The 13979-nt window shown below is 41.4% G+C and carries 12 protein-coding genes and 1 pseudogene; 3 read left to right on the top strand and 10 right to left on the bottom strand.

Features of this window, described 5'->3' with window-relative positions; genetic code table 11:
* Positions 1-182: 182 nt before the first annotated feature.
* Together MTN96_RS12610 and MTN96_RS12605 are read right to left on the bottom strand one after the other, a co-directional pair.
* A complete protein-coding gene (locus MTN96_RS12610) occupies positions 183-602 on the bottom strand; it encodes an MAPEG family protein (RefSeq protein ID WP_248531841.1) in 420 nt (139 codons plus the stop codon).
* Positions 603-746: 144 nt separating this feature from the next.
* Complete coding sequence (locus MTN96_RS12605; RefSeq protein WP_248531859.1) at positions 747-1838, bottom strand: endonuclease/exonuclease/phosphatase family protein; 1092 nt, start codon at positions 1836-1838, stop codon at positions 747-749.
* Positions 1839-2077: 239 nt separating this feature from the next.
* Here MTN96_RS12605 and MTN96_RS12600 point away from each other — a divergent pair, with 239 nt between their 5' ends.
* A complete protein-coding gene (locus MTN96_RS12600) occupies positions 2078-3340 on the top strand; it encodes a valine--pyruvate transaminase (RefSeq protein ID WP_248531858.1) in 1263 nt (420 codons plus the stop codon).
* 79 nt (positions 3341-3419) lie between these two features.
* On the opposite strand, the gene MTN96_RS12595 is transcribed toward MTN96_RS12600, so the two are convergent.
* Positions 3420-3866, bottom strand: coding sequence for a hypothetical protein (locus MTN96_RS12595; protein WP_248531840.1), 447 nt, complete (start codon positions 3864-3866; stop codon positions 3420-3422).
* On the opposite strand from MTN96_RS12595, the gene MTN96_RS12590 reads away from it, so the two are divergent.
* Complete coding sequence (locus tag MTN96_RS12590; RefSeq protein ID WP_248531839.1) at positions 3851-5038, top strand: PQQ-dependent sugar dehydrogenase; 1188 nt, start codon at positions 3851-3853, stop codon at positions 5036-5038. The genes MTN96_RS12595 and MTN96_RS12590 overlap by 16 nt on opposite strands.
* Before the next feature lie 457 nt (positions 5039-5495).
* Here the strand turns inward: MTN96_RS12590 and MTN96_RS12585 are convergent, their stop codons facing one another.
* Together MTN96_RS12585 and MTN96_RS12580 are read right to left on the bottom strand one after the other, a co-directional pair.
* Complete coding sequence (locus tag MTN96_RS12585; protein ID WP_248531837.1) at positions 5496-5858, bottom strand: hypothetical protein; 363 nt, start codon at positions 5856-5858, stop codon at positions 5496-5498.
* Between the two features lie 122 nt (positions 5859-5980).
* Positions 5981-6331: a hypothetical protein gene (locus MTN96_RS12580; RefSeq protein ID WP_165726919.1), complete on the bottom strand. Its 351-nt coding sequence runs from the start codon at positions 6329-6331 to the stop codon at positions 5981-5983.
* Between the two features lie 243 nt (positions 6332-6574).
* On the opposite strand from MTN96_RS12580, the pseudogene MTN96_RS12575 reads away from it, so the two are divergent.
* A pseudogene (locus MTN96_RS12575) lies at positions 6575-7537 on the top strand (integron integrase).
* A gap of 212 nt (positions 7538-7749) precedes the next feature.
* On the opposite strand, the gene serS reads toward MTN96_RS12575, so the two are convergent.
* The 5 genes from serS to MTN96_RS12550 are packed head-to-tail and all read right to left on the bottom strand — an operon-like array spanning position 7750 to position 13927.
* A complete protein-coding gene (gene serS / locus MTN96_RS12570; RefSeq protein WP_248531830.1) occupies positions 7750-9054 on the bottom strand; it encodes a serine--tRNA ligase in 1305 nt (434 codons plus the stop codon).
* Positions 9055-9063: 9 nt separating this feature from the next.
* Positions 9064-9444 carry a fluoride efflux transporter CrcB gene (gene crcB / locus MTN96_RS12565; protein WP_004586743.1) on the bottom strand — a complete coding sequence of 127 codons (381 nt, stop codon included), beginning with the start codon at positions 9442-9444 and terminating at the stop codon, positions 9064-9066.
* Positions 9437-10780: a replication-associated recombination protein A gene (locus MTN96_RS12560; protein WP_248531828.1), complete on the bottom strand. Its 1344-nt coding sequence runs from the start codon at positions 10778-10780 to the stop codon at positions 9437-9439. Before MTN96_RS12560 ends, crcB begins: the two co-directional genes overlap by 8 nt.
* Positions 10773-11399: an outer membrane lipoprotein chaperone LolA gene (lolA, locus tag MTN96_RS12555; RefSeq protein ID WP_248531826.1), complete on the bottom strand. Its 627-nt coding sequence runs from the start codon at positions 11397-11399 to the stop codon at positions 10773-10775. The genes MTN96_RS12560 and lolA overlap by 8 nt, the downstream gene beginning before the upstream one ends.
* Complete coding sequence (locus MTN96_RS12550) at positions 11399-13927, bottom strand: DNA translocase FtsK (RefSeq protein ID WP_248531824.1); 2529 nt, start codon at positions 13925-13927, stop codon at positions 11399-11401. Before MTN96_RS12550 ends, lolA begins: the two co-directional genes overlap by 1 nt.
* Positions 13928-13979 lie beyond the last annotated feature (52 nt).

Genomic DNA, 13979 nt, shown 5'->3' with positions numbered 1-13979 from the left:
TCAATTTCATCTTGTTGCTTTACAAATGAAAATGCCGCTTCAATCAAAAGCATTCGCTCTTTTGAACTATACATACTATACGCAATCTCTATGTTAAATGATAAGCTACTGACTAACATACCCTCGCCAGCCAAAAGCCTAAAATAATAGTGGTTGTTAACTTTATTTTCCGTTTAACTTGATTAAGCCAATAATCTTAAGCCAATTAAAATTAGCATAACAATATTGGCTATAAAACTGATTAAAAAGAAGTACGTGCGTGGACTTGGGTTTTTCTCTGTGGCTATAACGTAATACAGCGCCATATGAATTAATCGCGCTATTACATACACCCAAACACACATGGCAAATATAGGGCTTTGGTAATTTATAACAAATGCAAATAGCACAGTACCAACAAACAGCGCGCTGTTTTCTAGTGTGTTATGAAAAGTACGATGGGCTCTAAATATAAAACTGTCGTGCGATAAATCATCGCTAATTTTACCTGGTACAGCATTAGGCTGTTTAGCTTTGCTAAAGGTAGCTACCGACCACTGTACCACTAACATTATTAAGTAAAGGTAAAACGCCATATAGGCAGAAAGCGCAACTTCAGTCATTTTTATGTCCTTAAAATTGTTTTAACTCAGTAGTTACAGCAAGTTTTAAGCCTAAAATAAGTTCATTATAATTAATAACTTGTAATTTATAGGTTCAATAATAATGTAAAAACTGCAAAGCTATTTATAAATGTTACCCACGAATTAACTCCTTAACGTTAGCGTAATTGATACCACTGCGTGATCGGTTGTTAAATCGTCTCGTTCGTATTCTGGGTTTATTAAATGCCTGTCGTATGTATGATAATCACTCACTTCATAAAAGCTATCATCGTAACTTGGGTCAAATTCACACGAGAGTAAAATATAATCAAGTACCGTACTACTTGTTCCATAGTAATGGGTAGGGCTGCGATTTAATAACGGCGCAGCGGGGGCATTACTTTGTTGAACATCTGCATTGCCAGCGTTTTGCTGTGTATTGTGCGCCGTAAATTGGCTCATTTTTAGTGTTTTAAATAACTGCCACGCGTCATTTAAACAATATTTTGCAAGGTATGTTTTAACATCAAACGCTGGGGCAAATCTCAATGTATTCGTTAGTAAATGGCTCAACACACCATCGGCTAAGTCGTTATTAAAATCGCCCATTAACACCATAGGCTGCTGTGTAGCTTCGCGTCGGGCAATCATTTCTATCATTAGTAAAGTGGCTTCACTGCCGCACTGAATGGTTGAGCCCCACGAGCCGGCCACATTTGCTTTGAGAGTGTCTATTATGTTTTTTTCGCTTGAGGATGGTTCGGTTTTGGCTGAACTAGTAGTACTTTCATCACTCTCAATCATGGCTCGTTTTGACTTAAAATGAACCACATAACAGTCGGTATTACCTACATGGGGTAATCTAATGGTGGCTCTTAACATCTTACGGCTAAACGTAAAATTACTATTAAGGCCAAGCATTTCAACAAGCTCGGTATTGTGCTTAACCGCAGCAACATCAACAATCTCAAATTTAGACGCTATTGCCACGACCGGGCGCTTAAAAATAAAATCATCAATCACCTCTGGCGTATCAACCACAGCAAAATATGTATAGCCTTGCTGCGCCATTAACACCTTTAGCGATTCAATACTAAACACTTCTTGAAAACCTACTACATCAGGCGTGTACTCATTTAAATAATCCACAATCCAACGCTGTTTGCGTGCCCATTGCTCTGCGGTATAAATTTTTTCAAAATCGTAATACGCATTAGGCGGCTCAAGGTAGTTAAATAAATTAAACGTGGCTATTTTAAATTGCGTGTTTTTGACTACAGGCTCGTTTAAATCAGCGGCAGGTTCAGCCTCAAGCGTAGTGTGATGTAAAGTCGATTCAAAATTACTGATAACAATAGCCTAGCGAATAAAAGTGCGTTAATTATACCCTAAAGGGTTTAAAGTTCTAAACCGTGAATTATTCTCAACATGCAAATAAAGCCCTTTATTTAGGCTATACTGCCCTCCTCGTTATTAGCGCACACAAAGGTATTATGAACTACTCAAATTTTGGTACTAAATTTACACAACCCAACGGAATAACGCAGCTTATGGAAGATTTAGGCAGCGCTAACGCAAGCAATAATCCAAATATTGTTATGCTAGGTGGCGGTAACCCCGCACACGTACCACAGGTTAATGCTGTATTTTTAGATGAATTACAAAAGCTAGTAGCCAGTAATAAAGTATCGCAAGTATTTGGTTTGTACGACGGGCCAACTGGCAATGACGAATTTAGAGCGGCTCTTGCTAAACAGCTCAATAGCGAGTTTGACTGGGGCTTAACACCACAAAACATAGCACTGGGTAACGGCAGCCAAGCTAACTTTTTTGTATTGTTTAATATGCTTGCGGGCAAAATGAGCGATGGCACTAATAAGCGTATATTGTTCCCGCTTGCGCCTGAATACGTAGGTTACGCCGACCAAGGTTTATCTGATGATATGTTTGTGGCAATAAAACCCGACATCGAAATTTTAAATACCTTCAATGGCTCTAAGCAGTTTAAATATGTCATTGATTTTGACGCGGTAGAAAACGTATTAGCCAACGATACCAGTATTAGTGCACTGTGCGTATCGCGCCCTACCAACCCAACTGGTAATGTCATTACCGATGATGAAGTACGCCATCTAGACGCCCTTGCACACAAGTACAATATTCCCCTCATTATTGATAACGCCTACGGCGACCCCTTCCCGGGCTGTATTTACACCGATGCAAACCTTACGTGGAACTCAAACATTATATTGTGTATGTCGCTTTCAAAACTGGGCTTGCCAGGCCTGCGCACTGGTATTGTGGTTGCTAATAACGAAATAATCAAAGCTATTGGCCGTGTTAACGGCTCTATGGTGTTATCGCCTAACGCTATTGGGCCAAGCTTAGTAACCCGCTTAATTAACGAAGGCGAATTACTGCCTTTGTGTAAAAATACGGTATTGCCTTTTTATAAAAATAAAGCAGAGATAGCCATAAACCTGTTTGATGAAATTTTTGCCGACTTGCCTGTTTATTTACATAAACTCGAAGGCGCGTTTTTTATGTGGCTATGGTTTAAAGACTCAAAAATAACCAGCGAAATGCTTTATCAAAAACTCAAAGAGCAAGATGTATATATAATTCCTGGGCATAACTTTTTTATTGGCATTGAAGATAGCTGGGAGCACAAACACCAGTGCGTACGCATTAACTACGCCAACGATGAAGCCACTCTCAGAAAAGGCCTAGAGGCAATTAAAGCGCTTATTATGTAGCGCTTTAATTAACCGTTTTACATCGTATTTTAACGAGGAGGTTAACGCTTAGCGTTAGCCACTGAGTTTTTTATTTAACCTACTGTTTAGGGGCTAACGCCTTGGTTAACAGGGCAAACAGCAAGCCACCTAAAGCACCTGCTAGTAACTGCAAATAAAATCCCCATCCACGTGCGCCCGCTATAATATGAATATTCATAATCGACTCAATGGCCACTAGCACCACGGCAAAAGCAGTGATACCCGATACCACAAATAACACCATGCTGTATTTTTCAAACTTTTTAATAAGTAACACAACAGCAAAAAAAGCGATAGCTAAAGCAATGGCAATAATAGCGCCATAGGTAGGTAATAGCCCTAACCAATCATCTAGCGTTAAATTAATACGGTTGCTTAAGCTGACCACAACGCCCACATCAACTAATTGATTGACAACGTATTGGCTATGAAACAAGCTAGCAAGCGTAAAGGTAAATAACCAAGAAACTAAAAATATAGGGAGTAAACGTGTTAAAAATGGCATGGTTATCTCAACTTAAAATAAAGCTTTTTTCTTACAGTAGCAAAGGCTTGCAATGTAAACAACGACTCTCTCAATTAGCGCTATGGCTGTTTGTAGGGCTTTTTGCATCTACCGCCAGTGCTGCCGAATTACCTAAAGAGCAATACAGCACTCACACACTCGCAGCACAATTAAATTCGCCGTGGAGCATGGTTAAGCTACCAAACGGGTCATGGCTAATTACAGAGCGCGACGGCCACGTTGTTATTGTAAAAAACAATCAGCAAACTAGAGTAAATTTAAACCTTGAAGGTTTATACGTTGCAGGCCAAGGCGGCTTACTCGATATAGTGCTCTCGCCTAATTTTAACACCAGCAAAGAAGTTATATTTACCTACGCACAAGGCACAGCTGAGGCTAATCGCCTAGTAATTGCAAAAGCTACGTTTAATGGTACCGGCTTTTCAACGCCTGTTATTATTTACACAGTAGCGACTGATAAAAATACCCCACAACACTACGCTGGCCGCGCCCTCTTTTTACCCGACAACACTCTACTGTTTTCAACTGGTGATGGCTTTGATTTTAGAGAGCAAGCACAAGTTGTAACCAGCCAACTTGGCAAACTATTACGCATAAACCTAGATGGCACTATTCCAAAAGATAACCCATTTATTAATCACAAAAACCCCAATGCACACGCTGTTTACTCGCTCGGTCACCGAAACCCACAGGGCTTAGTGTATGATTACGATACCGAGCAAATTATTAGCCACGAGCACGGCCCCGCAGGTGGCGACGAGCTAAATTACTTAACGCCAGCTACCAACTACGGCTGGCCGGTGATCACCTACGGTGACGATTATTCACAAGCACGTATTTCTCCTTTTAGAGACTACCCCGGTATGCAAAAGCCAAGCGTAGATTGGACGCCATCAATTGCCCCGTCAGGCATGGCGTATTACGGCACTAAACACGCCGCATTCCCTTCACTTCAAAAACATGTGCTCATTACCACGCTTGTAGATAAAAAGCTCTACAGCGTTAATCTGGCTAATGGCGAATTCACCCAGTCACACATATTTCCAGAAGCAACAGGAAGATTAAGAGATGTGTATGTGACCACTGAGGGTAATGTAGCAGTATTAATGGATGGGAAAGATGCTGAGCTGATGTTGGTAAAGCCAAAGTAGTTCACAAAGAGGATTAGAGGCGCTTTGCTTTTAGAGAAATATAATGGGTTATATTATGACGCTTTAGCTATTTGCAATTTAATGTCTGAAGTCAAGATTTGACCCCTTAATCCAGACTCAATTTAATGTCTGAAGTCAAGATTTGACCCCTTAATCCAGACTGAAGACAGGTGCCACGACGAAATAAGTAAGGTCTGCTCTGTTACTAGAAATAGTAATAACCAACGAATATCAGCAAGATAACCGACGACATTACTTGCTTCATCCTATGTATTAACTCGCTCTAATTCGAGCTGAAGTAATTATGGCTTAAAAAGTTAAGCAAGGATCAGTGTGTTTAACTTGGCGGTGGGAGTCATACCAACGCCCCATTCAGGGGCTAATAATAGCTTGCTAAAATTGTGAAGCGAAGCGGAACCGAGCAAGCTGTTAGCAGTCCCGTTACTGTAATGGCTTGTTATGTTTTACATTCTATTATTTCTTTTGCATCGGCAATTTCATGTAATGTTTGCTTAAAGAACTCAAGAGATGGTTTAAGCAATTCACAATGTTCTAAGTTAGCGTAATCTAACGGGTAATCTTGATTTTCAACTAAACTCCCACACTCAAAGGCATCTGCTCCCTGACCATCAGCCACACAACTTGCAACGGCTTTCCAATGCGTTGCGCGATTGGTTGTGCTTTTGCACTCTTTGTAAGGTTTATTTACTAATTTGAATATTTCATCACGTAGTTCGACATATTCTTTAGTTCGCTCACAAGAGTCATTGGCAAAAGCAGAAAAGGATAAACTTACTAAAATGAATACTCGAATTATCACCAAAACCTCCGTAAAACATAACGCCCGCCTAACACGCAATGTGTTGGCATGGCTTTTTGCGTTGTTTGCCAAAAACATGACAACGTAACATTGTCGGAGTTTAGGCGCTTGTTAAGTTGCATTTACACACCGTAAGCTAACATAGTGGCCATTACGAGAGGCATTAAAAGTAAAACAACAAATATTACAACCTCGAGCCACTCTTTAGCCAAAGTTATAAAATACCAAAACGGATTTAGTGAGGTACTTGAGTCGAGCTTTCCGAAGTATTGTAGAAAGCCAGCGATAAAGAATGTCTCTGCACCCAATATTGCAGTGCACATAGCTACAAAAGATAGATATGGATTTTGGCGACTCATATTGCTAAATATAAAGAAGAGAACGATAAATAAAACAGTTGAGATAATAAATGATTTTTTCAGGTGAGCATATTTCACTGCGACCTTATTAAATCCTTTTGGGGAAAATATCACCCGAACTCCTTTTGCAATTTAACAATTTTGTCTACGACATTTGTCGTTTTATAAACCGACAAATGTCCATATATTACAATGCATTTATCTTAACCATCAAATAAACACCTGTAAACAATTAGTTAACTGAAAATTATTTTTATTCAGTGCGGAAATACACCGAAATGGTGGAGATCAGTAATATTGGACAAAACAATATACACTGTCTATATATACAGTTAAATTTTACTAGAGATTCATATCATGAAATCACCTTTTTTAACTATGATAGCCGAACAAATGTATCTAAAGCGTTATGCTAAAAGTACCATTAAAGCGTATTTATACTGGATAGCTTCGTTTATTCGTTTTAATTCTATGAGGCACCCAACAACGATGGGAGATAATGAGGTCGAACTTTTTTTAAATCATTTAGTCAACCAACAAAATGTTGCTCCTAATACTCAAACACAAGCCTTAAATGCGTTGAGCTTTTTATTTAAAGAAGTGATTAAAAAGCCACTCTCATTATCATTAGGTTTTATTAAGAGCAAACGAGCAAGTAAACTACCGGTAGTTTTAACGCAGCAGGAAATAAATAATTTTTTTAAAGTGTGCTCTGCGAAGCATTATTTACCCTGTGGACTACTTTATGGCAGTGGTATGCGATTAATGGAGGTACTGCGTTTACGAGTACACGATATTGACTTTGACTATAACTGCATTCGAATTTGGGATGGCAAAGGAGGTAAAAATCGTGTTGTAACGCTTGCAGTAGAGCTCATGCCGCAATTAAGTTCTCAAATACAATTAGTTGATAGTTACCTGCAATTAGATCTGAAAAACCCTTATATAGCGGCGCTTACATGCCGCATTTGTTACGTAAAAAATATCCAAACCATAACAAACAATTAGGGTGGCAATATTTATTTTCATCACATAAATTAAGCATTGATCCTGAGAGTAAGCAGCTGAGGCGTCATCATATTGATGAAAAGCAATTACAACGCGCTGTTAAACAGGCTGCTGACGATGCAAAAATTAGGAAACACGTTACACCACATACCTTACGCCATTCATTTGCAACGCACCTATTGCAAAAGTGGCGCTGATATTCGCACGGTTCAGGCACAATTAGGTCATAGTGATGTACGTACAACACAAATATATACTCATGTTTTACAACAAGAAGCCAATGGTGTTGTAAGCCAATTTTCGAGATTATAAAACCAGCAAAAGTTTTTAATTGTGTGTCACGCGTTAAAGTACGCCTTATACAAAAATAGCGCCGATATGTATGAAGCCGATTCTTACACAATGAATTTCACTGCGAATTAATATCTCAGCTTTTACCTTTAACCTCGAACTTTTTCCTTAAACAAAAAAGCCGCTGTTCATTAAAACAGAGGCTTTCTTTATTAAAGCTTACAGCTAGTACTTTAAGCTTTCCCAATCACTTCAAGTCCACCCATGTACGGGCGTAATACTTCTGGTACTACTACTGAGCCATCGGCTTGTTGGTAGTTTTCTAGTATGGCTACGAGTGTACGGCCAACCGCTAAACCTGAGCCATTTAGTGTATGTAATAACTCTGGCTTTTTAGCACCTTCACGGCGAAAACGTGCTTGCATACGGCGCGCTTGGAAGTCGACCATATTTGAACAAGACGAAATTTCGCGGTAGGTATCTTGGGCCGGTAACCATACTTCTAAGTCGTATGTTTTAGCTGCGCCAAAGCCCATATCGCCCATACATAAAATTACTTTACGGTATGGTAGTTCTAGCGCTTGTAAAATTTGCTCTGCGTGGCCTGTTAGCTCTTCAAGCGCTTGCATTGAATCTTCTGGTTTTACTAGTTGTACTAGTTCAACTTTATCAAACTGATGCTGGCGAATTAAACCGCGTGTATCACGACCGTAGCTGCCCGCTTCACTTCTAAAACACGGCGTGTGCGCAGTTAAGCGAATCGGTAAATCGCTTTCTTCGTAAATTTCGTCGCGTGCGCTATTAGTCAGCGGTACTTCTGCTGTTGGGATTAAGCTAAAGCCAGCTTGTTGTTCACCGTCGTCGTTTACTAGGCCTAATGTATGGAATAAATCGCCTGCAAACTTAGGTAATTGGCTTGTGCCGTAGAGGCTTGCGCTATTTACTAAGTACGGTACATACATTTCTGTATAGCCGTTTTTATCTGTGTGGGTATCTAGCATGTATTGCGTAAGTGCACGGTGCATACGCGCTACTTGGCCGCGCATTACTGTAAAACGTGCGCCACTAATTTTAACGCCCATTTCAAAGTCTAGGCCGTTTAGGTCTTGGCCTACGTCTACGTGATCTTTTACTTCAAAGTCGTACTTTTTAGGCGTGCCCCAGGTAAGTATTTCAACGTTGTCGTCTTCATCAGCGCCTTCTGGTACTGATTCGTCTGGCAAGTTTGGAATTGCTAAAGCAATTTCGTTAATGGCGTTGAGTACTTCGTCTTGCGCTTTTTTAGTTGCGTCTAATTCGCTGCCTAAATTTGCCACTGCATCTAATAGTGGTTGTGCGTCTTCGCCTTTTGCTTTTGCTTGACCAATGGCTTTAGCACTGGCGTTACGTTGACTTTGAAGCTCTTGCGTTTTTACTTGTAATGTTTTGCGTTGTTCTTCAAGTTCTGTCACTTTTGCAACATCAAGCTCGTAGCCACGAGCCGCTAAGCGTGCTGCAGTTTGCTCAACGTCTTGTCGTAAATATTTAGAATCTAACATGTTAGTTTTTTAACCTTTTTGCATTACCAGCTGAAGGCCCAGCCAAGCCATAAAAATACAGATCATCACATTTAAGATGATATTGAGGGCCATTTTAATAAAGTGACCTTGTTGTAATAACAACAACGAGTCCATTGAGAATGTTGAAAAGGTGGTTAACGCACCTAAAAAGCCAATACCAATAAGGGTTTTAGCGGGGCTTGTGGCGATAATTTCTTTCTCTATCAAACCGTACAAAATGCCCATTAACAATGAACCCAGAATATTAACCGTCAACGTGCCAAAAGGGAATCCCCTACCAAGGAGTTTTAGCATGGTTTCGCTAATAAAAAATCGTAAACAGGCTCCTGAGGCGCCGCCAAGGGCGATCATCATATAAAGTTTAATCATTTTCGTATCGTTTAAGTGGGCTTTGCGCGTCGCGATCTTTTAAGTAATCAAGCTTTTGTTTTATTTTTTGCTCAAGGCCGCGATCGCTCGGTAAATAATAGTGTTTGTCTTGAATTTCTGGCGGTAAATATTTTTCACCAGCGGCAAAGGCACCCTCTTCGTTATGTGCGTAGCGATACTCGGCGCCATAGCCTAAATCTTTCATTAGGTTAGTAGGCGCATTTCGTAAATGCTCTGGCACTGGGTAGCTTGGCTCGTTTTTGGCATCAGCTTTTGCTTGGTTAAACGCCATATAAACGGCATTACTTTTAGGTGCGCTAGCTAAGTATAAAGTGGCTTGAGCAATGGCGCGTTCGCCCTCGCTTGGGCCTACACGCTGAAATATATCCCATGCGTTTAACGCCACTTCCATTGCCCGTGGGTCGGCGTTACCTATGTCTTCTGTGGCAATGGCAAGTAAACGCCTTGCTACATAAAGTGGGTCGCCGCCGCCGGCTAAAATACGGCAATACCAATACAGCGCGCCATCGGGTGAGCTGCCTCGTACTGATTTATGAAAAGCCGATATTAAATCGTAAAATTCATCGCCGCCTTTATCGTATTTAGCTAAATGGGTTGGCAGTACTTGGCTTAATACGTGCTCATCTACGTTGTATGTGCCGTTTTGCTCACTCGTTAAATCAACCGCTTGCTCAAGCAGGTTTAACACTTTACGGGCATCGCCGCCACTTGCTTGGCAAAGCGCCTGTTTGGCGTTATTAGCAATAACAATATTTTTTTGGTTTAGTTGCTCATCTTGCTTAAGTGCGCGCTCTATCACTGTGTATAGGTCGCTCTCTTGTAACGACTTTAAAACATACACGCGTGCACGCGATAAAATCGCATTATTAAGTGCAAATGAAGGGTTTTCGGTTGTCGCACCTACAAATATAAAAGTGCCGTCTTCTATGTGAGGTAAAAATGCATCTTGCTGCGATTTATTAAAACGGTGTACTTCATCCACAAACATTAAGGTGCGTTGCCCGCGGCTTTGTAGGTTATCGTGCGCTTGCGTTACGCTGTCGCGAATATCTTTTACGCCCGCGGTCACAGCCGACATTTGTATAAGTTCGGCATCGGCGTGGTTTGCAATAATTTGCGCAAGGGTGGTTTTACCTACCCCAGGCGGCCCCCACAAAATTAAGCTGTGGCAACGCCCTGCAACAATGGCTTGGTGCAAGGGTTTGTCGCTACTTAATAAATGCTGCTGACCGATGTATTCGTCAAGCGTTGTTGGGCGCATGCGCGCAGCAAGTGGGCGTACATCGGGCCCAAAATTAAAGCCTAAATTATTCACCGTTACTCTGATCGTCTATTTCTACACCCTCTGGTGGGGTAAATTCAAAGGTGCTTGTATCAAGCGCGGTATTTACTTGTGCATTGTTAAAACTAAACGATGAAAGCTGACCAGAATTATCAGTCACAACTAACTTAGCAAGGCCTTGCTCGTTACCTGCAAAGGTAATATCAAGTTGCTCTACTTGGCTCTCTACGCCTTTATTTGGCGTTACACTAAAGCCAGACTCTGTGGCTTGAACGCTGTATTTTTCCCATTGTACGGGATCTTTTGAAGTAAGCAGTACAAACGGTGTTGAATCTATAAGGCTATGGGTATCCATAATAGTTACTTGCTCAGCAAAGCTGTCGAAGTAATAGGTTTTGTCACCATTGGATACAAATAAGGTATCGTCTGGGTTTGTTTGCTGCCAGCGGATCATCATAGGTTGTTTAAGGGCAATTGTGCCCTCGCCTTGCATAACCGCTTGGCCTTGCGGATCGGTTACGTTTTGAGAAAACTGCGCTTTAAAACTTTTAAGGCTTGCGAGTTTGTCTTGCAGTGCTTGGCTGTCATCAGCAAAGCTAGGCGTGGCAATTAAACTGCCAAGCACTAATAATAAACTGTTTAATTTTTTCATTAATTTGCTCCATTAGGTACTAATACATCGCGAGCGCCGTTATGGCCTGGTGAGCTCACGATACCCGATGTTTCCATTTGTTCTACTAGTCGTGCTGCGCGGTTATAGCCAACACGTAATTTACGTTGTACTGATGATACCGATACTTTGCCGGTTTCGATTACAAACGCAACGGCTTCGTCGTATAGCGGATCTGACTCTTCATCAGCATTTTCACTGGTTTCACCTGGTAATAAAACATCTTCTGTTGCATCACCATTTAAAATTTCATCAATGTAATTAGGTTTACCGCGTGCTTTCCAATCGTTTACTACCGCATGTACTTCATGGTCGTCTACAAACGCGCCATGCACACGCTCTGGTACACTTGTACCTGGCGGTAAGTAAAGCATATCACCCATACCGAGTAAGTTTTCTGCGCCTTGTTGATCCAATATGGTACGCGAGTCTATTTTGCTCGACACCTGAAACGCCATACGCGTAGGTATATTGGCTTTAATTAAGCCGGTAATTACATCTACCGATGGGCGCTGTGTTGCAAGCACTAAATGTATACCTGCGGCACGCGCTTTTTGCGCAATACGGGCAATAAGTTCTTCAACTTTTTTACCTACAATCATCATCATGTCGGCAAATTCGTCTATTACTACCACTATGCTCGGTAATTTATCTAACTCGTCTGGGCCTTCTTTCATGCCGTCGGTGTCTTTAAATAATGGGTCAAGAATTGGGTAGCCCGCTTCTTTGGCCTCAAGTACTTTTTGGTTGTAACCTTTTAAGTTACGTACACCCAACGCCGACATTAATTTATAACGGCGTTCCATTTCGCCTACACACCAACGTAGTGCGTTAGCGGCTTCTTTCATGTCGGTAACTACTTCACACAATAGGTGCGGAATACCTTCGTAAACCGAAAGCTCAAGCATTTTCGGGTCAATCATGATCATACGAACATCATCAGGGCCCGATTTGTACAGTAAGCTTAATATCATTACATTAACGCCCACTGACTTACCCGAACCCGTGGTACCCGCTACCAGTAAATGGGGCATTTTACCTAAATCGGCGCACACAGGTTGCCCTGCAATATCTTTACCTAACACCATGGTTAGTGGCGATGGATTTTGCTCAAATTTAGGGGCGTTGATTACCTCAGATAAACGTACAATTTCACGGTACTTATTAGGCAGCTCTATCCCTATGTAAGTTTTACCTGGGATCACCTCAACCACACGTACACTAATTGCCGATAACGAACGGGCTAAATCTTTTGATAAACCAGTAATTTTAGACACTTTTATACCCGGTGCTAAATCAAGCTCAAAACGTGTTACAACTGGGCCTGGGTATACGCCAACCACTTTTGCTTGTACGTTAAAGTCGAGTAATTTTGTTTCAACAAGACGCGACACGCTTTCAAGCTCTTCTTCCGATATCGGGTTTTTTGCTTTATCCGGTCTGTCGAGTAAATCAAGCGACGGTAATGGCCCTGGCGGTGGCTCTTTATCAAGTAACTCTTCAAACTTTTCTTTTGCTGTTGGCGGTGGCTGATATGCAGGTTTTGGCTTAGGCATAGGCCTTGCTGGCGATACCACCGTGGTAACCGGTTTTTCAGGCTCAACAACTTGGCTTTGATCAAGCGCATTAAGTGCAGCCGCTGTATCCATAGGCTCATCATCTATGGCGCTAAAGCCAATTTCTTGGTCGAGTATATCGTCTAGCTCATCAAATGGGCTGTAGTCATCACTAATTTGCGGCTCGCTAAAGGTAGGCTGCTCTTTAGTAATGGCTTTTTGTTTAGCTGGTTTTTTACTTTTTGCAGGTTCTTGTTCAAATTCTGGTGGTTGCTCGAATCTGGTATCGCTTTGCTCATAATCGTCAACGTCATCATTAAATTGGGCATCGGCTTGCACCGGATTTGCCGCAATACGCTCTCGTTGCATCCAACCTTGGGCGTAATTAGCAATGTAACGGTAGCCTCTAACCACTAAATCGCCGAGGTAGTCTACAAATTCAACCCACGACACACCGGTTAATAAAGTAAGCCCAGCAAAAAAGAAGCACAATAATAGTATAGAGGTACCGGTAAAGTTAAATGCTGGCATCATGGCCGATGCAATCACATCGCCCACTACCCCACCGGATGAAAAGTTATAAATATCATCAAAGTTAATGCTGCTGATTGCCGTTGCTGATGTAATAAATAAAGCAAAGCCAATAACACGCAAGGCAAGTGTGGTGTAATCGAGCTGTAAAATACGATGAGGTTGTTTAAATAATAAATAGCCAAACAGCTGAATAGCGGCTGGCACTAAATAAGCAAGCCAACCAAATGACAGTAATAATATATCGGCCACCCAAGCACCGGCAGTGCCTGTAATATTTTTTACGTTTCTAAATTCACCCGTTTGCGACCACGCAGGGTCAGCGGGATCAAAGCTGATTAAAGCACATAAAATGAATATTGCCGCAAAGGTACTGATGATCAGCCCTGTTTCTAATAGTCTTTGCACACCGTTTAGGCGCATAACTTCCTATCCCTCTTTATTGTTCTATTGGCACTTGCTTGCAATCAAATAC

It is taken from the genome of Pseudoalteromonas sp. 2CM28B, from assembly GCF_023161935.1.
The sequence above is the reverse complement of the archived record's forward strand: the minus strand, read 5'-3'. Positions and strand labels throughout refer to the sequence as shown.